Below are 19,777 nucleotides of genomic sequence, written 5' to 3' on the forward strand. Positions count from 1 at the left end.
CAGGGCGAGCAGCTCGAGTCGGTGGCCCTGGGTCAGCCTTGCCAGCCAGTGGAAGCTCGCACCACCTTGCGAAGGCAACAGCCTATGTTCAGACGGCTTGGGCCTGAAGTGCCGGCACGGACGTTTTCTTGAATTCATCGCCGACGATTTCCTGGACCTTGGACACGATGTAGGCCCCGATCGGAATGGCTGAGGTGGCCGCCGGGGAAGGCGCATTGCAGACGTTGACGCTACGGGCGGTGTTGACGAACAGGAAGTCATCGATGAGCTTCCCGTCATTGGACACCGCCTGGGCGCGCACGCCGGCCGGGTAGGGCTTGAGGTATTTCTTCTCGAGGCTCGGGCAGTACTTTTGCACGGTCTTGAGGTAGGCCCCCTTGAACAGCGAGTTCTTCATCTCGATCAGCCCTGGGCGAAGATTGTCCTTGAGCACTTTGCGGATACCACGGTGCCCCAGCATGTTGCCCAGGTCGCTCAGGGAGACATCGGATTTGCGATAGCCCTCGCGCTTCATGGCCAGCACTGCATTCGGCCCGACGGTGACGGTGCCATCGATCATCCGGGTCAGGTGTACACCCAGGAACGGCATGGACGGGTCCGGGATCGGGTAGATCAGGTGGTTGACGATCCGGTTGTGCTCCGGTGGCAGCAGGTAGTACTCGCCACGGAACGGGCAGATGGTAAAACCTGGCTCGACACCGAGCATGCGTACGACTCGGTCAGCCATCAGGCCCGAGCACGACACCAGGTAGCGGGTCGTGTAAGCGCCCCGGTCGGTCTGGACGACGATCGAGTCTGCCTGTTCGACCAGCCCGGTGACTTCGGTATCGAACTGCAGGGTGCCGCCTTTTTTCTCGAACTGCCTGGCCATCTGAGCGGTCACCGCAGCGTAGTTCACGATGGCGCTGGAGGGCACGAAGATCCCGCCCAGGCCGACGATGTTGGGCTCGCGTTCGCGAAGTTCGCCGGCCGACAGCCAGTGACGCTCCAGGCCATTGGCCGCAGTGCGCTCCCACAGGGCGCGCATACGCTGCATCTCCAGCTCGTTGGTGGCGACGAGCAGTTTTCCGCAGTTGTCGTAGGGGATGGCGTGCTCATCGCAGAAGCGTTTGGTGGCCTTGTTGCCTTCAAGGCAGAACTTTGCTTTCAGGCTGCCGGGCGTGTAGTAGACACCCGCATGGATCACACCACTGTTGTGGCCGGTCTGGTGCTGGGCTGGGCTGCTCTCTTTCTCGAGCAGCAGCAGGCGCGCCTCGGGGTACTGGTCAGCCAGCTGCATCGCTGTCGACATGCCGACGATACCGCCGCCGATGATCACGAAATCGTACATGAGTCTGTTCCTTGCAGATGGCCCCGGCCCACAGGTGCCGAGGCCATGCTGAGCATCAGTTGGAGGTCTGGCCCCGGTGGTGTTCCATTTTCGGGAAGCTGAAGTAGCCGCGCTGACGCATCAACTCGCGGCGCAGGCCCGGGTGAGCGACGAAGCGGTCACGGCCGTGCAGCCAGAACAGGTTGTTGATCAGCAGGAACGAGCCGACCGGAACCGGAATCGACACCTTGTGCGCACTGCCTTCGAGTGACTCGCCCAACTGGAACAGCCAGGTGCCTTCCTCGTAGTTCTCTGGCTGCACGAACTGGTCGATGTAGCGCATGGTCGGGCGACCCACCGAGTCGGTATCGAACACGGCATGGAATACATCCTCCCGGGTGTTCTTGCTCGGTGGCGCGGTCCAGCGCATCACCCGACGGGCGAGCGGGTGCTTGTAGAAACGGTCCAGGTCAGCCCAGTCGTCCAGGTGCAGCAACAGGGAATTGCCGCCTTCCATGTTCTGCTCGTCGATTTTCATCATCAGTACATAGTCGGTGATCTGGTTCACGAAGGTGCCGTCGTTGTGCAGCTCCATCACCCGGTGTGGCTGGCGCAGGTAGCTGTCGGAGTTATCGACGTTCTCGACCACGAAGCGCGCGTAGAACTGGCCGCTCATGGCATCGAAATTCGATCGGCCCAGCAGATGGGCCACAGCGGTAGAGAGTTTCACCATGTCTTCAGCCTGGGAGACGTTGTCCAGGCCCTCAGGGGTGACCAGCAGGCCGCCAGTGCTGCGATCGAGCAGGGTGTTGACGATGACCGGGCGCAAAGTGCCCTGGCACAGGTCATCGAGGATCTTGCCGAACTGGAAACGCAGGAACGATTTGTACTCCAAGGCCTGGACCGGCCATTGGGCGACCGCGGCGACGAAGGCGTCGACGGTCTCCTTGGCAAAGCGCAGTTCCAACAGGCGCTCGGACTGGGAGGTCGACTGCAAGGTGAAACCGTGCAGCAGGGCAGGTTGCTCGAGGACAGGCATATCGATGTGGGTGAGGGCGTTCATGGCGACTCCTTGTTAACCGGGCGGTTGAGAGGACGGGTCAGGGCGTGGGGCAAAAATATCGCCGAAATTAAAAAATGTCTACATTTTTAAATATCGTCGTAATTATTGTGTTTTGTACACGATCTGCGTGTCTGAACGGAGTCCGGTATGATAGGTGCGCCTAGCAAGAGAGCCCTCTGGATGGACCACACAGACCTCGCTGAAACCGCATCAGATGCTGCCTATTCGCGCTTGAAATCCGACATTCTCCGTGGCGTCTTCCGCCCCGGTGAAAAACTCTTGATGAGCGCCTTGAAAGACCGTTACGCCGTCGGTGTGGGGCCGATGCGCGAGGTGTTGGCGCGGCTTGTGGCGGAGCGGTTGGTCAGCGCGATCAACCAGAAGGGCTACCGGGTGGCACCGATGTCGTTGGACGAGATGCTCGATGTCTACACCGCCCGGGCTCACCTGGAGGCCTTGATCGTGGGGCTGGCGGTAGAGAAGGGCGATGAAGCCTGGGAGGCGTCCATCGTGGCGTGCTCGCACACGCTGTCGAAGGTGGTCGAGTTGCACAGTCCGCAGGAAATGGTCGATATCTGGGATGCCCGGCACAAAGCCTTCCACAATGCCATTGCCAGTGGTTGCGGCTCCAAGAGCCTCCTGCAGGCGCGTGCCTTCCTGCAGGATCAGGCCGAACGCTACCGGCAGATCTGGCTCAAGCGCACGGTGTTGTCCGAAGCGGCGTTGCGGCTCAAGCGCGAAGAGCACGCCGAGCTGGTCAGTACCATTCTGGGGCGCGATGCCGCCAAGGCCAGCAAGATGATGCTGGAGCATTTGATGACGCCGGTGCCGATCATCACGCAGATCATCGAACGCGAATCCGACATCTTGTAGCCAAACAGCAGGCGAGTGCTTCGCACTCGATCGCAGGCTGCGCCAGCGCCCACGAACCCTGGCGCAGCGTCCCCAGTGTAAAACCGCCTCACTGGATAGGAGTTGGCCTCAGTCTCCCCGGCGAAAGCTTGGTCCTCTCTTGTAGGCGCTGGCGAAGCCTACGATGGCCGCGCGCCTGACGTCCCCCGACCTCATCTGAATCCCTGGCTATGGGTGGCAGCCGTTTGCTGCGCCTGGCTTGACGCGTGAAATTTTTCATGTATTTTTTCATGAAAAATAAATCCAATAATTTCACGGCTGCCTCTGAGCGATGAAGATGGACGAAGAAGTTGAAGCCTTGGCGATCCTCATTCATGACCTGCGCAAGTTCAAGAATCTGACGCTGGGCGAGCTGGCTGAACGCATCGACCGTTCGGTTGGTTTTCTTTCCCAAGTTGAACGGGGTGTTTCGCGCCCGACCGTGGCCGACCTCACCGCCATCAGCGAAACACTCGGCGTCTCGACCGCGTATTTCTACAACCTGAGCAAGCCCCGCGCCGTCAGCTGGGTGACCCGCCCTCATGAGCGGCGCACGTTGTACTTCGGTTCGGGTATCACCGATGTGCTGGCCTCACCGACGATCTCGGGCGCCTTCTCGATGCTCGACAGCCGCCTCGAGCCTGGTGCGAGCAGTGGCCCCGAGCACCTGAGCGATCGCTCGGAGCAGGGCTGCTTTGTGCTCGAAGGCGAACTGACGGTCTGGCTGGACGACGGCGATGCCGTGACGCTGCACGCCAACGACAGCTTCCAGCTGCAACCTCATGCGCGTTTGCGTTACGCCAACCTCACGGACAGGCTCACCCGCGTGCTCTGGGTCTTCAACTGAATTCGTTTCACCTCACAAGGACAAGAAGATGAGTGTCATCTTTCCGGATCTGCTGACTGAAGTGCGCGCTTTTCGCGCCCAACACCCAGACGTGCGTTACGTCGACCTGATTGCGCTGGATATTCCCGGGCATTTTTATGGCAAGCGCTACCCCATGGACATGCTGGAGAAAGTGGCTGCAGGCGCGCCTTTGAAGTTGCCGCAGAACTGTGTGTTGCTGGGGACCCAGGGTGGCCTCTACAAGATTGGCGACTATTGCTTTGCCGATGGTGACCCGGATGCACCGCGGCGCCTGGTGCCTGGCACCCTGAAACCGGTGCGCTGGGAAAAGGAGGCGATCGCTCAGATGATGATCACCTCCGATGGCACCGCCAAGCCCATCGAGTTCGAGCCCCGCGAAGTGCTGGCCCGGGTGCTGCGACGTCTGGCCAGTCGTGGCATTCGTCCGGTGGTTGCCTTTGAGCTTGAGTTCTACCTGTTCGACCCCGCGCTCAAGGACGGCCTGCCGCAGTACCCACGCGATGTCGCTACCGGCGACCAGGACGACCAGCCGAACATGCACATCGAACGGCTGTCGCGGTTCTCGTCCGTGCTGCATGAGATGGTGGATGTCGCCAACGAGCAGGGTGTGCCGGCGAACGTCATCACCGCGGAACTGGGCCCTGGCCAGTTCGAGATCAACTTCTCCCACAGTGACGACGCGCTGAGCGCGGCGGACTGGTCAGCCTTGTTCTGCCGCAGTACGCGCGGTGTCGCCATGAAACATGGCTATCGCGCCAGCTTCATGAGCAAACCTTACCTGGACGCACCGGGCAGCGGCATGCATGTGCATGTCAGTCTCTACGATGAGGCCGGCAACAACCTGTTGGCCGGTTACGGACAACGCAACCTGCGCCATGCCGTCGCCGGTTGCCTGGAGCTGCTGCCCCACTGCATGCCGATCTTCGCCCCTAATCACAACGCCTACCGCCGCTACGGCGCCATGGTCAACGCCGCGAGTGTGGCCAGCTGGGGCTTCGAGGACCGGGATGCGTGCATTCGCATTCCCGAGTCCGATCCACGCAACCTGCGCATCGAACACCGCCTGGCCGGCGCCGATGCCAACCCGTACCTGGTGCTGGCGGCCATTCTCACTGGCATGGAGCATGGCCTTGATCGCGGCGTGGAGCCCATCGCACCGCTCAATGACGATCGCACGAGCGGTATCGATTTCCCCAAGGATGCCCTGAGCGCGGTGGCTTCGATGCGCAACCATCCGGTGGTCAACGAGGGGCTGGGCAGTGAGTTCGTGATGGTCTATTGCGAAAACAAACGCCAGGAACAACTGGATTTCATGAACGCCATCAACGCGCGTGAATATCGCTGGTTCTTGTGAGCATCCGTTTCACCCAACTGCGCCCCACTTTCTTAATCAGTTTGAATAACTCGCAATATTGATTTGCCGGAGGATGATATGCCACGCGTGCCCGTTATCGGCATCACTGCATGCACTCGCATGATTGAACAGCATGCGACCCAGACGATCAGTGAGAAGTATGCGCGCGCCGCGGCCAAGGCGGCGTGTGGCTTGCCCATCGTGATTCCCAGTCTCGGTGAACTGATGGATACCGCCGACATCGTCGACACAGTGGATGGGCTGATCTTCACCGGCTCGCCGTCCAACATCGAACCATTCCACTACAACGGCCCGGCCAGTGAGCCGGGCACCCATCACGATCCGTTGCGCGATGCCACGACGTTGCCGCTGATGCGTGCGGCCATCGCCGCTGGTGTGCCGGTGCTCGGCATCTGCCGGGGTTTCCAGGAAATGAATGTGGCGCTCGGGGGCACCCTGCACCAGAAGGTCCATGAGACCGGTCTGTTCATGGATCACCGCGAAGGCAAGGACGAGCCTGTGGACCAGCAGTATGGCCCGCGCCACGCAATGCATATCCAGCCAGGCGGCCTGATGGACCGTATGGGCTTGCCCGCGGTCATCGACGTCAACTCCATCCATGGCCAGGGCATCGATGTGCTGGCGCCGGGGCTGAGGGTGGAGGCGTTGGCACCGGATGGGCTTGTGGAAGCGATCTCGGTTGAAGGCAGCAAGAGCTTTGCCCTGGCCGTTCAGTGGCATCCGGAGTTCCGGGTACTTGAAAACCCGCATTACCTGACGATCTTCCAGACCTTTGGCAAAGCCTGCCGGCAACGCTCGGTATTGCGTCAGTTGATGTTGAAAACCGCCTGAGCCGTGAACGCTATTGAAACGTTGAATGTTTTTACGCAGCCCGGCTGCGCCTCGTTAAGGAGAGTAATAAATGAGTGAAAAGAATTCCCAGACGCTTGCCTGGCAAGCCATGAGCCGAGACCATCATCTGGCGCCGTTCAGCGACGTCAAGCAACTGGCCGAGAAAGGCCCGCGCATCATCACCTCGGCCAAGGGCGTTTATCTTTGGGACAGCGAAGGCCACAAGATCCTCGACGGCATGGCGGGCCTGTGGTGCGTGGCCGTCGGCTACGGTCGTGACGAACTGGCCGACGTGGCTGCCCGGCAGATGAAAGAACTGCCGTACTACAACCTGTTCTTCCAGACCGCGCACCCGCCAGCGCTGGAGCTGGCCAAGGCAATCGCCGATGTGGCCCCGCAGGGCATGAACCATGTGTTCTTCACCGGCTCCGGCTCCGAAGGCAACGACACCGTGCTGCGCATGGTTCGCCATTACTGGGCGATCAAGGGCAAGAAGGACAAGAAGGTCATCATCGGCCGCATCAACGGTTACCACGGCTCCACCGTGGCGGGTGCCGGCCTGGGCGGCATGAGCGGCATGCACCAGCAGGGCGGTTCGCTGCCGGATATCGTGCATATCCCCCAGCCGTACTGGTTCGGTGAAGGCGGCGACATGTCCGAGGCCGAGTTCGGCGTGTGGGCGGCTGAACAACTGGAGAAGAAGATCCTGGAAGTAGGCGAGGACAATGTCGCCGCCTTCATCGCCGAGCCGATCCAGGGCGCAGGCGGCGTGATCATTGCGCCGCAGACCTACTGGCCGAAGATCAAGCAGATCCTGGCCAAGTACGACATCCTGTTCGTGGCTGACGAAGTGATCTGTGGCTTTGGCCGTACCGGTCAGTGGTTCGGCACCGACTACTACGACCTCAAGCCCGACCTGATGACTATCGCCAAGGGCCTGACCTCCGGCTACATCCCCATGGGCGGTGTGATCGTGCGGGACGACGTGGCCAAAGTGATCAGCGAAGGCGGCGACTTCAACCATGGCTTTACCTATTCCGGCCACCCGGTGGCAGCGGCGGTGGGCCTGGAAAACCTGCGTATCCTGCGCGACGAGAAGATCATCGAGCAGGTGCGTGACGTCACTGCACCGTACTTGCAAAAACGTCTGCGTGAACTGGCCGATCACCCGCTGGTGGGTGAAGTGCGTGGCCTGGGCATGCTCGGCGCGATCGAGCTGGTCAAGGACAAGGCCACACGGGCCCGCTACGAAGGCAAGGGCATCGGCATGATCTGCCGCCAGCACTGCTTCGACAATGGCTTGATCATGCGCGCCGTGGGCGACACCATGATCATCGCACCACCTCTGGTGATCAGCACCGAAGAGATCGACGAGCTGGTGGAAAAGGCCCGCAAGTGCCTGGACCTGACTTACCAGGCTGTCCAGTAAGCCTGCGGCACCTCGGCAGGCTCCCTGCCGAGGTGCTCTTCAGGCATCGTGCCCGCCCAGTCCGTCCCCTTCGATCCTTGATCTTGCCTTGCACGGCCCACTCCAATACCCTCCGTCGACACCATCGCTCCCACCGCTAAGACCACACGATGAAAGTGCACGAAGAAATTGAAGGGCTCGCCATACTCATTCGCGATCTGCGCAAGTTCAAGGGCTTGACTCTGGGCGAACTCGCGCAGCGCATCGGTCGTTCGGTGGGCTTTCTATCCCAGGTCGAGCGGGGCGTGTCACGCCCAACCGTGGCGGACCTAACGGCGATCAGCGAGACGCTGGGGGTCTCGACGGCCTACTTCTATAGCCTGGAAAAACCCCGCGCGCTCGACTGGGTCACGCGACCGGATGAGCGCCGTACGCTACATCTGGGAGGGGGGATTACCGATGTGCTCGTGTCGCCCACCATCGCCGGTGGTTTCTCGATGCTCGACAGCCACCTCGAACCTGGGGCCTCGAGCGGGGAAGAGTATCTGGACGACAGTTCGGAGCAGGGCTGTTTCGTGCTCGAAGGCGAACTGACTGTCTGGCTGGATGACGGCGATCCGGTGACGCTCCACCCCAATGACAGTTTCCAGCTCCAACCTCACGCGCGTTTCCGTTATGCCAACCTGACGGACAAGCCGACCCGCGTGCTCTGGGTGTTCAACTGAGGGCTCGTCCAGCGCCTAGAGCTTCCCTCCTATCGGATATTCCACCGCCAGGCGTATCTGGTCGGCATCGAGTTCTGCCTGTGCGGCGTTGCCCCGGTGCACGTTGTGCCGCAGCGAAAACACCATGCCCTTGGCATTGCCGCTCTGCACCACATACCGTACCTGCAGGTCCCGCTCCCAATGCTTGCCGCCTTTGCCGTAGCCGAGGTAGGCGTAGCCGCCGTCCGGGTCGGCATGGGTGCCGTCGATATCGAACCCGCGCACATACAACGCCGTCAGGTCCAAGCCGGGCACGCCGTAGGGGCCCAGGTCCAGGTCATACCGCGCCTGCCAGGATTTTTCGTTCGGTGCGTTGAAGTCGGACAACTGCACCGCATTGCCGAGGTAGATCGCACCCCGGGTCACGTAGTCGAACGGGGTGCTTCCATCGACCTGTTGCCAGCCGAGGCTGAACGTATGCGGGCCGTCGCTGTAGCGGGACACCAGGCTCCAGGTGGTGTTGTCGATACGGCCTGACAAGGCGTCTGCGGTATCGGTGGTGCGGTACAGGTTCAGGTCCAGGCCCAGGCTGCGTCGATCATCCAGGGCATGGCTCAAGGTGCTGCCGAAGTAGTGCTGGTTCCAGGTGTCTTCGTAGCGCGAGGTATAGAGGCTGGCGCTGACCCGGGCATTGGGAGCCCACACCATGCCGGCCAGGTCGAACGTGTTGCCTTGACGGGCATTGGTGTAGTTCACCACGAAGCCTTGGTCGTGGCTCGACGCATTGCGGTCGGTGTTTTCGTTGAAGTGACCCGCGACCAGCCTGAGCGTCGGGATCTCTTTGCTGTCGAGAAACCACCCGGTGGTGGTCTCAGGCAGCAGGCGGCTGTCGGATGAACTGAACACGGGCGTCTTGATCCGTTGTTCGCCATACGACAACACAGTGTTGGAGAAACGCAGTTTCACCGCCGCACCGCCACGGCCGTATTGCGTTTTCGGATGGCCGTCGTTGTCCAGCGCGAGCAAGCGCGCCTTGCCGGCGCGGCCGCCGCCGCTGTCGAGTTGCACGCCGAGGTAGGCGTGCGCGTCCAGGCCGACACCGACTCGCCCTTGGGTGAAACCGGACTGAAGACTACCCATCAGGCCGTAGGCCCATTCTCCGGCCTGGTCGCTGCGTTCGCGGCGCGGCTTGAAGGCGTTGCGGGCACTGCTGTTGCGTGAGCCATGGCGATAGTCGCGCTGGTCGAGCACGCTGCGGTTGAGCACGCTCCAGGTGCTGCCGTCGAGGAACCCTTCGGCGTGCGATTGCGCGGCGTCGGCCATTGCCGCAGACGAGGCGCCTGCCAGCGGCAGCAGCAGGGCGATGCGATTGAACAGGGTCATCGCTGTGACTTCTACAAATACTTGAGCCAGGCAATGTCACGTCGCCGCGCCTTGAGGCGGGCGAAGCTGCGCACCGGCAGGTACAGCGCAATGGCCAACAGCAGGGCGACCAGCCAAACCGCGCCGATGCCGTCGAAGCCGAAGTAGTCACCCTGGTTCAGCCCAAACAGCGCGACGCAAGCGAGGTACAGCAGCTTCAACACATACAGGTGCAGCAGGTAGAAGAACATCGGCGCGGCGCCGAACACCGCCAACGTACTGATCCAATGGGCGCTGCCCGCGCGTTCGAAGCCACGCAGCACCAGCAGGCCGATGCCCAGGGTCAATGCCAGGAACAGCAGCGATGGTGGGTACTTGGTGATGTTGAAGACACTCATCAGCGTCTGCGTGGCGGTGGGGTAGCCACTCCAGGGCGCCTCGCCGTAGCCATTGATCATACGCAGCACGGCGAAGCCGAGCAGGGCAGCGGCACCTGTGAGCAGCAGTCGCTGCTGGCGCTCACGGGCATCGCTGCCACGGCCGAACCATGGGCCCAAGCCATAGCCCAGGGCGATCACGCCGATCCACGGCAGCACAGGATATGAAGTGCGCAGACGCAAGTCCTCGGAGACCACCAGCCAACCACGGTCATGCAGGATCGCCCACGGCACGTGCAGGGCCGACTCTGGCCCGAAGTGCAGGCCATCGAGCAGGTTGTGCCCGGCGACGATCACCAGGCCCAGCGCCACCAGCGCAGGCCGCGGCAGCCATACCAGCAGCGACAGGGCGATCATGCTCAGGCCGATGGCCCAGATCACTTGCAGGTAGATCACGCTCGGCGGCAGTTGGAAGGTCCAGGCGAAATTGACCAGGGTGAACTCGAGCGCCACCAGGAACAGCCCTCGCTTGAACAAGAACACCGCCGCAGCGCCTTGGCCCTGGTGTTTTTCGCCGTAGAGCCAGGCCGAAAGCCCCGTGAGCAGCACGAACACCGGGGCGCACAGATGGGCCAGGGTGCGGCTGGCGAACAGGCCGGGTTCGGTCGTGTCGATGTTCATCGGATCGCCGACCTGGTGATGCAGGAAGAACGTCTCGCGCACGTGGTCGAGCAGCATGAACAGGATCACCAGGCCACGCAGGGCATCGATGCTCTGCAGGCGCTGGGTGGTTTGGGTAAGGGCGGGAGTGGCACTGGTCATGGGCGAGGAGATAATCAGTATGAATGAAACGTTATCTTATAACGTAAATTCATGCCGTGGCTATCGCCTGGGTGATCGGGACTCCAAGCAAGCCCGCGCGAGGCGGGCGTGCTTGGGGGCGTTTGAGTTCACCGCCCTTGCGGCATCTCTCCCTTCGCCAGGCGTGCATTGATGTCGGCGATGACCTCAGGCAGCTCGGTGATGGTGTCGATCAGATAATGTGGACGCGAGCCTTCGAACAATCGACCGATGCGCAGGCGCTCCTGCGCCAGCCGGTCCGCCGGCAAGGCCTTGTACTGGGCGTAGGTCAAGCCCAGGGCATTGCCCGAGCAGGTGAGGGCGACAGTCCACATGCCGGCGCGCCGGCCCTCGAGAATGCCCGGCCAGGTGTCGTCGACCTTGACGCAGGCCGCGACGTCCTCGATGCCCAGCGCAATCACGTTGGCCAATGCCTGGGCCGGGTGAGGGCGGCCATTGGGGACTTCATCGGTGGCCACTACATGGTCGGCTTCATAGCCGTTGGTCTTGGCCAGGGCAACGACCTTTTCCATCACCACCGCCGGATAACCGGAGCACGAGCCGATCTTCAGGCCTTGCGCACGCAGTTGCATGATGGCTTCCAAGGCGCCTGGAATCAGCGCCGAATGTTCGGCGATCTTCTCGATCTGCAACGGCATGAAGCGGTTGTAGATCGCCGTCACGTCCTGGTCGGTGGGGTAGCGGCCAAAGGCCGCGTGATAGCGCTCGGCGATCTGCGGCAGGTCGCACAGGGTGCGGATGTGGTCCCACTTGCCCATGCCCATCGGGCCGCGTGCTTCTTCCAGGCTGACCTCGACGCCGAATTCGGCGAACGCCTCGACGAAGATCTGGGTCGGCGCGAAGGAGCCGAAATCGACGACGGTGCCGGCCCAGTCGAGCACGACAGCCTGCAGTTTGCTGGGGGTGTGATAGTTCATGGTGTTCTCCGGTGAGTGAAATTCAGGGCGTACGAAGCCAGCCCGCACGCGGCGGGCGGCAGGCAAGGCGAAGCATCAGTGCGGGGCGTTGGGAGCGGTGCTGGCGTCGAACAGCTCGCAGATGATCGGCCGGTTGCGACGAATGCCCAGACAGCACAGGTAGTAGCTGATGTGGAACGGGTCTTCGGCGAAGGCGATCGAGCGCGTGCCGGGGCGATCGGCATACTCCACCGCAGAGACGAAGCCAATCCCGATGCCATGGACCACTGCATGCACGATCGCCTCGCGGCTGTTGAGTTGCATCGCGCAGTCGAGTGTCACGCCGTGCGCCTGGCAACCTTCCTCCACCAGCTGGCGTGTGCGCGATGCCGGCTCGCGCAACACCACACGCTGATCGGCGATCTCCTGGACGCTGATCCGCTCGCGCTGGGCCCACGGATGGTCGTCGCGCACCACCGCGAGGATCGGGCAGGTGCGATACAGCTGGGTGCTCAGGCGATGGTCGAATTCCGACAGAGCGAGAATCGCCACGTCGATATCGAAGTTGTACAGCCGCTCCAGCGTGCCAGCTTCGCTGGTGAACGAGGTTTCCAGCTCGATGTCCGGATACTGCTGCATCAACGAATAGGTCAGGCTCATGGCGATCGGCGGCGAGACGGCGCCGATGCGCAACATACCCTGCTTGCGCTGGGCAAAGCTCTGCAGCAACTGCAGGGCTTCGTCCTCCTGGCCGAACAACCCTTGCGTGATCTCGTACAACTGCTGTCCGGCAGGGCTGAGCTCGATGAAGCGACCGCGACGATGAAACAGCTCCACCGAGAAGCGTATTTCCAGGCCGCTGACCTGCTCGCTGATGGTCGGCTGGCCGATGTTGAGCAGCGTGGCGGCCTGGGTGAAGCTCCCGCTCCGGGCAACGGCATGAAACGAACGCAACCACTTGTGGTACTGGTACATGGAGCCTCTCGGTCAGGTGCGCGCGGGCAATGACGGGCATCTTCACACCCTCAGCGCCGGACGAACAGGGCGACCAAGGCACTGCAGGCGCAGGCCGTGGTGACGACGATGAAGATCAACGACGTGTTGCCGGTCGTGTCCAGCATACGTCCAATCAAGGGTTCGGCCAGGCCTGCAAACAGATAAGACGAGAAATTCATGATGCCGGTGGCGGTGCCGGCCCGGCGTGCGCCGACAAGGTCCGGGCACAGCGCCCAGAAACTCGACGCCGGCCCGTAGACGAAGAACCCGCACAGGAACAGCGCCAACAACCCCATCGCGCTGTGCGCCGGCAGGCTCCACATCCACAGGCTGGTCAGGGCGCCCAGTACCATGTAGAGCATGATCGCCAGGTAGCGCTTGCTGCCGAACAGCCGGTCCGAGACCCAGCCGTTGCTCAATGCCCCGACAGCCATGCCTACCGGCAGAGCGACGGTGATCCACTTCGGATCGATGAAGCTGTCACCTTTCTGCCAGTTGGCGCCCAAGAAGTGCACGGGCACCCAGACGATCAGCCCGTAGCGCGCAGCGTTCTGGAAGCCCAGCGAAACAGCGGCCACCAGCAGGCGCGGGTTCTTCAGCACGGCCAGGTAGCGTTGCCGGGAGGTTTCCTGGTCGGCGTGGTCGGCTTCGTTCGCACGGTCCGCCGCATTGGCCACACCTGTGTCTGACAAGGGCTCGAAGCCCATGTCCTGTGGCCGCTCGCGCGCCACCAGGTAGAACACGATGCCACCGGCGAGCATCAGCAGCACCGGCAGGCGGAAGATCCACCGCCACTCCAGGTGCAGCACATCGATGACCACCACCGAGGTCACATACGACAGCACCGAGGCGCAGCCTGCGGCGAACACGTAGAAGCCATAGACCTTGCCGCGTTCTCCTGCGCCCCACCAGTTCGACAGCAGGCGGCTTCCCGGTGCCCAGCCCAAGGCCTGGAAGTAGCCATTGACGCCCCAGGGCAGGACCAGGCTGAACAAGCCTCCGGCAAAACTGGTGACCCAGTTTGCACCGCAAGACAGCACGGCCCCCAGGCTCATGATGCGGCGCCCGCCGAACTTGTCGGCGAGGTTGCCATTGATCGCCTGACCGATGGCGTACATCCACAGCATGGCGCTGGAGGCCCAGCCGAGGGTTTCCTTGCTCAGGCCGAACTCGGCCTGGATGCCGGGGATGGCGAATCCAAAGGTCTGGCGACCGGTGTAGAAGAACAGGTAGCAGAACATCGCCGCCAGCAGCATGCGCCATTGGGCGACGCGAAAAGGCGAGGTTCCGGTCAATGGGCCAGACAGGGTTTGTGTACGGTTCATGACGGTTTTCCTTCTTGTTCGTAGGCGCCGCCGTGAGGCACGGCGGGGCGGCACGCTTGTTCGGTGCAACAGGAAAGGGCGGCGGCGCTGGCCACCGGGGTCTGGACGCGTATCAGGCGGCGTGCGAGCCGATGAAGTTACGGCCGCGTGCGCCCTGCATGGCGAAGTCGATCATCGCTTCGGCCTCGGCATCCGTCACGCCGTAGTCCTCGAACTCGGTCTTGACCCCCAGCCGGTGAAGAAACCCACGCAGCTGATGCTGCGCATCGGCCAGGTCATTGCCGAACACCTTCTTCAGGGCTTGGTCACGTCCGGCGTCGCGCCCCCAGGCAAGGCCCAGCACCAAGGGCAGGGTGAAGGAGCAGGCGATGCCGTGAGGCAGACCGTGGCGCAGGGTCATTTCGTAGGAGATGGAATGGGCCAGGGCAGTCTTGGTGTTGGAGAAGGCCATGCCGGCCTTGAGCGCAGCCAACGCCATGCGCGCACGAAGTTCGCGGTTGCCCAGATCCTGCTCAAGACGCGGCAGGCATTCGAGGATGTCTTCGATGGCCGAAATGGCGAAAGTGTCGGAAATCGGATTGGCGTTGTGGTTCCAGATCGATTCCAATGCGTGGGACAGCGCATCCAGTCCGGTGGAAACCGTCACCGCCGCAGGCACGCTGAGCATCAGGTCAGGGTCGATCAGCGCCACCTTGGGCCAGGTGCACGCCAGGTGCAGGGAATATTTCTTCTGCTGCGCGGCATCCCACAAAGTCGCCCAAGGGGTCACTTCGCTTCCGGTGCCGGCGGTGGTGGGCGCGGCGACCAGGGTCTTGCAGCGCGCAGGGGTGAACGGTTTGCCACTGGCCAGCAGTTCCAGCAATTCGTCGAAGCGCCCAGAGGCGGTCCCCACGATCAACGCCTTGGCTGTGTCGATCGCGCTACCGCCACCCAAGGCAAGCACGGTGTCGCACTCGGCGTTGACCTGCCAGAAGCGCTCATGGACCGTGCGCAGCCAGGCGACATCGGGGTTGGGCTGGACGTCGTCGATCACGTACACCAGCCGCTCGCCGAGCAGGCCGCGCACGCGTTCGACCAAGCCCAGTTGCGCGGCTTCGGGGAAGGTCACCAGTGCGACTTTGCCCGGGCAGAGCGCGGGCAGGCGTTCCAGGCTGCCACTGCCGAACACGGTGGCGACAGGGTTGTGGAAGAGAGCGGGCATGGACAGTTCCTTGTTTTTGTTGTTGAACGGTGCGCCCATGCTCGGCGGCTTGCGGTTTTCGTTCCAATCGATTGATCGCAGGTAGCTATCGGGTGGGCCGATAATGGGTACGCTCCATCGTGCGCCACCCGACCCAACGCGGCCTTACTGCATCACCGCCACCTTCTCCTCCATCATGCGGACCAATACCACGTTCTCCACGGGTTCACTGAGCAAGAACCCTTGCACTTCATGGCACTGGTCATCGCTGAGCAAGGCCAGTTGCTCGGCGGTTTCGACACCTTCAGCGGTCACTGTCATGCCCATGGCGTTGCCGAGGTTGATGATGGCCTGGACCACACTGCGGTCGCTGCCGCTCTTGCCCAGGGACTGAACGAAGCGCTTGTCGATCTTGATGCTGTCGAACGGGTAGGTGCGCAGGTAGCCCAGCGAGGAGTAGCCGGTGCCGAAGTCGTCCATGTTCAGCCGCACTCCCAGCTCCTTGAGCGCATGCATGGTGTGCAGAGCGCCTTCGACGTCATTGAGCATGACGTTCTCGGTGATCTCCAGCTCCAGGCGGTGGGCAGGCAGGCCAGTGGCCCGCAGGGCATCGCCGACGTCCTGGACCACATCGGAGCGGCTGAACTGGGCCGGTGACATGTTCACCGAGACCATCACCGCCTGCGGCCATTCCCTGGCCTTGGTGCACGCCTCGTGCAGCACCCAATTGCCCAGCAGCACGATCAGGTCCGATTCCTCGGCCAGGGCAATGAAACGATCCGGTCGCAACAGGCCGAGCCGGGGGTGTTGCCAGCGCACCAGCGCCTCGACCGAGGCGACCGATATCCCGTCGACCTTGAAGCGCGGCTGGAAATGCAGCACCAGTTCCCCGCGTGGTATGCCCTCGCGCAGCTCGCTTTCCAGCACACGTTTGTCCAGCAGCGCCGCATTCATCTGCGCCGAGAAATAGCGCCAAGTGTTCTTGCCTGCCTGTTTGGCGCTGTACAAGGCCACATCAGCGTAGCGGATCAGGTCGCTAGGGGCGCCGGGGTATTCGGCTGACAGCACCACGCCTAGGCTGACGCCGACATGAACCACATGGCCTTCGACCTGCATGGGGCGCTTGAGCGCTTCGATCACCCGCAGGCAGAAGCGGTCCATGTCCTCTCGATCTCCGGGGTGCGTCAGCACGACGATGAACTCATCGCCCCCCAGCCGGGCCACCAGGTCACTGTCCCGGGTGGCCTGGCCAAGGCGCGCAGCGACCTCGATCAGCACCGCATCCCCGGCAGGATGGCCCAGGCTGTCGTTGATCGGCTTGAAGTTGTCCAGATCCAGCATCAGCACCGCGACCTGGCGCGTCTCCCCGCCCGGACCTGAGGGCTCGAGGAAGCGGAACAGCTTGTTGCGGTTGGGCAGACCGGTGAGTGCGTCGTGCAACGACAGGTGTTGGATCTGAGCGTGGGCAGCCACTTCATCGGTGATGTCGCTGCAGGTCCCGCGAAAACCGGTACAAGCGGCCTGGGCCATGGTCGCTCGCGCGGCGATGCGGCAGATGCGTTGCTGGCCCAGGTGATCCTGGTACTGGCAGCGCAAGGTGCCGGAAGCGTCGGTCGCCGCCAGGCCGTGCAGCCAGGTTGCGAGCTCGCTGGTGTCACAGGACAGCAGCTCGGTGATCGGGCGCTGCAACCAGGCCTCGACGGTATGCCCGGTCAGTTCGGCGAAGCGCGCCGAGAGGTAGGTCAGGCGCAGGTGCGCGTCGGTTTCCCAGATCCAGTCCGAGGCGGCTTCGGCTACGGCCTTGAAGCGCTCTTCGCTGGTCTGCAATGCGTGCTTGGAGGCCGCCAGGTCGCGATGGCTGCGGTCGATGCCTGCGCTTGCGCGCATCGCATGGCGGGCAAACAGGGCCATGGCCAGGGCGATGAGCAGCACCGCGATGGCCAGCGGGACGATCACGGTCTTGATCAGTTCGGTGCCGGGTTGGGGAATCTGCCAGGTCAAGACATGGCCGCTGCCTTCGAGCGGCAGCAGGCCTCGCCCGGTAGGGGCGCTGGCCGTGTCGCTCACGGCAAGGCCGGTCAGCCCTACCGATCGACCCAGCGGGGCGAGTACCGCGGGGGTGAGGATGCGGACGAACACCATTACGGTGGTGGGCTCCGGCACGTGATGGGGCAACGCCTGCGGGCGAATCAACGAGGCTGCGAACACCGCAGGCTGGCCGCGGAACAGCAAATAGCCCGAGGCTGCCTGCTCGGTCTGCGCAGCCTGGCGGGCCAGGAGCAGGACCTTGCCGGCACTGGCGCTGTGCTGCTCGAATCCCGCATCGCTCAAGCGTCCGTCGACCATAGCGTAGTGGGTGCCGTCATCGTTGAGTACGAATACGCCGTCATAGCCATCGGCGGTGTAGAGCGTGGCGCCGACATTGTCTTCATCGTAGGCCCAATGGCTATCGACCGGCCCGGCCAGGTGGTCGTAGGCGGCTTGCCAGTTGGCGTGCGTCAGCAAAAACGTTCTGTCGTTCTTTTGCAACTGGGTCATGGCGGACTCGGCGTGGAAGCGGCTTTGCTCCACCTCACGCGCATCCAAGGTCCCGGCGAGGCGGTACAGCGAGAACAGCCCCAGCACCAAAGCCAGCAGCAAGACGGAGGAAAACACCACGATCAGTTGGCGGACCACATGACTACGGGGCGACAGGCCATTGTCAGCAAGCACGTCCATTCGTTCACCATCGCTGCCAGGGGAATGCAAGGTTGACCGGGTGCGGGCCCGGGAGGTCGATGCAGCTGACGACCGGTGGTCTATCCAGCCAGCGACCGCCGCTTTGCCAGCGCCGACAAAGTGCACGCAGGCGTCGTTGGCAGCTATGGGATGTTCGTCGCCAGGTCGGGCAGGCTCCCCGCACCACTCGATAATCCCGAAATTCACTCAGGAGACGGTCGTGAAGCTGGAAACGCGAAGTATCGAGTTTGTCCCTCACGCTGAACGCTATGGCACACCCAGGCGGTTGTTCACCATCTGGTTCAGCTCCAATTTCCAAGTGACCGCCCTGATGGTCGGTACGTTGGGCATCGCCGCAGGCTTGAGCTTTGCCTGGACGCTGCTCGGCCTGCTGATCGGCAATCTCGTCGGCACTATCTTCATGGCCGCGCATTCGGCCCAAGGGCCGCATCTGGGCGTGCCGCAGATGATCCAGAGCCGGGCACAGTTCGGTGTCTACGGCGCGGCGATTCCGTTGCTGGTGATGGTGGTGGCCGCTGTGCTGTTCCTGGCCGCCAGCGGTGTACTGATGCGCGATGCCTTGAAAGCGCTGCTACCGATCAGCGACGACCAAGCCATCGTCCTGGTCGGTGTGTTGACCTTCGTCATCGGCTTCGTCGGCTATGAGCTGATCCACCGACTGGGCGCCTGGATGAGCTTGCTGTCCACGCTGGTGTTCGGTGGCGCCCTGGTGCTGATCCTGCTGCATCCCGGCCAGGCGTCGGCGAATGCCTCGGCCACTGGCGCGTTCTCCTGGACCGCTTTCAACCTGGTGGTAGCGCAGGCGGCGTCATGGACGCTGGGATATGGCCCCTACGTGGCCGATTACTCACGCTATCTGCCGGCCAACGTGAACACCCGCACCACATTCTGGACAACCTATTCGGGTTGCGCGCTAGGCTCCTTCGCCATGATGGCCCTGGGCGCGTTGCTGGCCGTCGCGATTCCGACAGCCCTTGGCCTGAACCCGGCCACCGCGATCGCCACGCTGTTCGGGCCTTCGGCGCCGATGGCGCTGGGCGTGATTGCGCTTGGCGTCATCCAGTACAACGTGCTCTGCCTGTACAGTGCCTACATGTCGTCGGTGACGATTTTCGGCGCTTTCGGTGGGCTGCGATATGTCACCCCCACCGCCAAGGCAGTGGTGATGGCGGTGCTGACCCTCGCCGCCACGCTGATCGCCATTGCCACCCAGTACCATTTCGACACCTTCTTTGCCGACATCCTGATCGGGCAGCTCTACCTGTTGATCCCCTGGAGTGCGATCAACCTGGCGGACTACTACTGGGTGTGCCGCGGTCACTACGACGTCGCTGAGCTGTACAACGCCAAGGGCCGCTACGGACGCTTCAATCGCCGGACCCTGGCGGTGTACGCCGTCTCGATCATCGGCACCATTCCGTTCATGAAGCTGTCGTTCTACACAGGCTTCGTCGCGAGCTGGCTGGACGCGGACATCAGCTGGGTGGTGGGCCTGGTACTGGCGGGGGCGCTGTATTGCATGGTCAACAGCCCATCCTCGGTCAGGCAAGGTCAGTTCCCGTCCTCGGTGCCGGAGTAACTGGCTAGTCGGC

Annotated in this window: 16 protein-coding genes; 7 read left to right on the forward strand and 9 right to left on the reverse strand. The window is 62.7% G+C overall.

The genetic code is table 11. The features are described 5' to 3' along the window. Positions 1 to 88: 88 nt before the first annotated feature. Positions 89 to 1,330 carry an L-2-hydroxyglutarate oxidase gene (lhgO, locus tag DQ397_RS23620; protein WP_043208979.1) on the reverse strand — a complete coding sequence of 414 codons (1,242 nt, stop codon included), beginning with the start codon at positions 1,328 to 1,330 and terminating at the stop codon, positions 89 to 91. Between the two features lie 55 nt (positions 1,331 to 1,385). Next, positions 1,386 to 2,372 (reverse strand): glutarate dioxygenase GlaH, encoded by a 987-nt coding sequence (glaH, locus tag DQ397_RS23625; protein ID WP_043208977.1) that lies wholly within the window; start codon positions 2,370 to 2,372, stop codon positions 1,386 to 1,388. 180 nt (positions 2,373 to 2,552) lie between these two features. Between glaH and csiR the strand changes: the two genes are divergently transcribed. The 6 genes from csiR (at position 2,553) to DQ397_RS23655 (ending at position 8,470) form a co-directional block, all read left to right on the forward strand. After that, complete coding sequence (gene csiR / locus DQ397_RS23630) at positions 2,553 to 3,245, forward strand: DNA-binding transcriptional regulator CsiR (RefSeq protein ID WP_043208975.1); 693 nt, start codon at positions 2,553 to 2,555, stop codon at positions 3,243 to 3,245. Between the two features lie 310 nt (positions 3,246 to 3,555). Beyond that, on the forward strand, positions 3,556 to 4,110 hold the full coding sequence (locus tag DQ397_RS23635) for an XRE family transcriptional regulator (protein WP_043208973.1): 555 nt from the start codon (positions 3,556 to 3,558) through the stop codon (positions 4,108 to 4,110). A gap of 28 nt (positions 4,111 to 4,138) precedes the next feature. Beyond that, positions 4,139 to 5,485, forward strand: a complete 1,347-nt coding sequence (locus tag DQ397_RS23640; protein WP_043208972.1) for a glutamine synthetase family protein — start codon at positions 4,139 to 4,141, stop codon at positions 5,483 to 5,485. Between the two features lie 78 nt (positions 5,486 to 5,563). Beyond that, on the forward strand, positions 5,564 to 6,337 hold the full coding sequence (locus tag DQ397_RS23645; RefSeq protein ID WP_043208971.1) for a gamma-glutamyl-gamma-aminobutyrate hydrolase family protein: 774 nt from the start codon (positions 5,564 to 5,566) through the stop codon (positions 6,335 to 6,337). Between the two features lie 70 nt (positions 6,338 to 6,407). Continuing rightward, complete coding sequence (locus DQ397_RS23650; protein WP_043208969.1) at positions 6,408 to 7,766, forward strand: aspartate aminotransferase family protein; 1,359 nt, start codon at positions 6,408 to 6,410, stop codon at positions 7,764 to 7,766. A 149-nt stretch (positions 7,767 to 7,915) separates the two neighbouring features. Continuing rightward, positions 7,916 to 8,470: a helix-turn-helix domain-containing protein gene (locus DQ397_RS23655; protein WP_043208966.1), complete on the forward strand. Its 555-nt coding sequence runs from the start codon at positions 7,916 to 7,918 to the stop codon at positions 8,468 to 8,470. A 15-nt stretch (positions 8,471 to 8,485) separates the two neighbouring features. Here the strand turns inward: DQ397_RS23655 and DQ397_RS23660 are convergent, their stop codons facing one another. The 7 genes from DQ397_RS23660 to DQ397_RS23690 form a co-directional block, all read right to left on the reverse strand. Next, a complete protein-coding gene (locus DQ397_RS23660; protein WP_043208965.1) occupies positions 8,486 to 9,832 on the reverse strand; it encodes an OprD family porin in 1,347 nt (448 codons plus the stop codon). Between the two features lie 11 nt (positions 9,833 to 9,843). After that, positions 9,844 to 11,010, reverse strand: a complete 1,167-nt coding sequence (locus DQ397_RS23665) for a DUF1624 domain-containing protein (RefSeq protein WP_043208963.1) — start codon at positions 11,008 to 11,010, stop codon at positions 9,844 to 9,846. Positions 11,011 to 11,138: 128 nt separating this feature from the next. Further along, positions 11,139 to 11,966 (reverse strand): phosphonoacetaldehyde hydrolase, encoded by an 828-nt coding sequence (gene phnX, locus DQ397_RS23670; RefSeq protein WP_043208961.1) that lies wholly within the window; start codon positions 11,964 to 11,966, stop codon positions 11,139 to 11,141. Positions 11,967 to 12,041: 75 nt separating this feature from the next. After that, positions 12,042 to 12,920, reverse strand: a complete 879-nt coding sequence (locus tag DQ397_RS23675) for a LysR substrate-binding domain-containing protein (RefSeq protein ID WP_043208958.1) — start codon at positions 12,918 to 12,920, stop codon at positions 12,042 to 12,044. Positions 12,921 to 12,970: 50 nt separating this feature from the next. Then, positions 12,971 to 14,266: an MFS transporter gene (locus tag DQ397_RS23680; protein WP_043208955.1), complete on the reverse strand. Its 1,296-nt coding sequence runs from the start codon at positions 14,264 to 14,266 to the stop codon at positions 12,971 to 12,973. Positions 14,267 to 14,378: 112 nt separating this feature from the next. After that, positions 14,379 to 15,467 carry an iron-containing alcohol dehydrogenase PsrA gene (psrA, locus tag DQ397_RS23685; protein ID WP_043209080.1) on the reverse strand — a complete coding sequence of 363 codons (1,089 nt, stop codon included), beginning with the start codon at positions 15,465 to 15,467 and terminating at the stop codon, positions 14,379 to 14,381. Positions 15,468 to 15,611: 144 nt separating this feature from the next. Then, a complete protein-coding gene (locus DQ397_RS23690) occupies positions 15,612 to 18,164 on the reverse strand; it encodes an EAL domain-containing protein (protein ID WP_043208952.1) in 2,553 nt (850 codons plus the stop codon). 220 nt (positions 18,165 to 18,384) lie between these two features. Between DQ397_RS23690 and DQ397_RS23695 the strand changes: the two genes are divergently transcribed. Then, a complete protein-coding gene (locus DQ397_RS23695; RefSeq protein WP_043208950.1) occupies positions 18,385 to 19,764 on the forward strand; it encodes a cytosine permease in 1,380 nt (459 codons plus the stop codon). Positions 19,765 to 19,777: the final 13 nt, after the last annotated feature.

It is taken from the genome of Pseudomonas sp. CK-NBRI-02 (assembly GCF_008124495.1).
Lineage (GTDB): Bacteria > Pseudomonadota > Gammaproteobacteria > Pseudomonadales > Pseudomonadaceae > Aquipseudomonas > Aquipseudomonas guariconensis.

Bases quoted from the DNA above. Each gene is read 5' to 3' on its own strand.
- lhgO (WP_043208979.1), bottom strand. From the start codon at position 1,330: ATGTACGATTTCGTGATCATCGGCGGCGGTATCGTCGGCATGTCGACA.
- glaH (WP_043208977.1), bottom strand. From the start codon at position 2,372: ATGAACGCCCTCACCCACATCGATATGCCTGTCCTCGAGCAACCTGCC.
- csiR (WP_043208975.1), top strand. From the start codon at position 2,553: ATGGACCACACAGACCTCGCTGAAACCGCATCAGATGCTGCCTATTCG.
- DQ397_RS23635 (WP_043208973.1), top strand. From the start codon at position 3,556: ATGAAGATGGACGAAGAAGTTGAAGCCTTGGCGATCCTCATTCATGAC.
- DQ397_RS23640 (WP_043208972.1), top strand. From the start codon at position 4,139: ATGAGTGTCATCTTTCCGGATCTGCTGACTGAAGTGCGCGCTTTTCGC.
- DQ397_RS23645 (WP_043208971.1), top strand. From the start codon at position 5,564: ATGCCACGCGTGCCCGTTATCGGCATCACTGCATGCACTCGCATGATT.
- DQ397_RS23650 (WP_043208969.1), top strand. From the start codon at position 6,408: ATGAGTGAAAAGAATTCCCAGACGCTTGCCTGGCAAGCCATGAGCCGA.
- DQ397_RS23655 (WP_043208966.1), top strand. From the start codon at position 7,916: ATGAAAGTGCACGAAGAAATTGAAGGGCTCGCCATACTCATTCGCGAT.
- DQ397_RS23660 (WP_043208965.1), bottom strand. From the start codon at position 9,832: ATGACCCTGTTCAATCGCATCGCCCTGCTGCTGCCGCTGGCAGGCGCC.
- DQ397_RS23665 (WP_043208963.1), bottom strand. From the start codon at position 11,010: ATGACCAGTGCCACTCCCGCCCTTACCCAAACCACCCAGCGCCTGCAG.
- phnX (WP_043208961.1), bottom strand. From the start codon at position 11,966: ATGAACTATCACACCCCCAGCAAACTGCAGGCTGTCGTGCTCGACTGG.
- DQ397_RS23675 (WP_043208958.1), bottom strand. From the start codon at position 12,920: ATGTACCAGTACCACAAGTGGTTGCGTTCGTTTCATGCCGTTGCCCGG.
- DQ397_RS23680 (WP_043208955.1), bottom strand. From the start codon at position 14,266: ATGAACCGTACACAAACCCTGTCTGGCCCATTGACCGGAACCTCGCCT.
- psrA (WP_043209080.1), bottom strand. From the start codon at position 15,467: ATGCCCGCTCTCTTCCACAACCCTGTCGCCACCGTGTTCGGCAGTGGC.
- DQ397_RS23690 (WP_043208952.1), bottom strand. From the start codon at position 18,164: ATGGACGTGCTTGCTGACAATGGCCTGTCGCCCCGTAGTCATGTGGTC.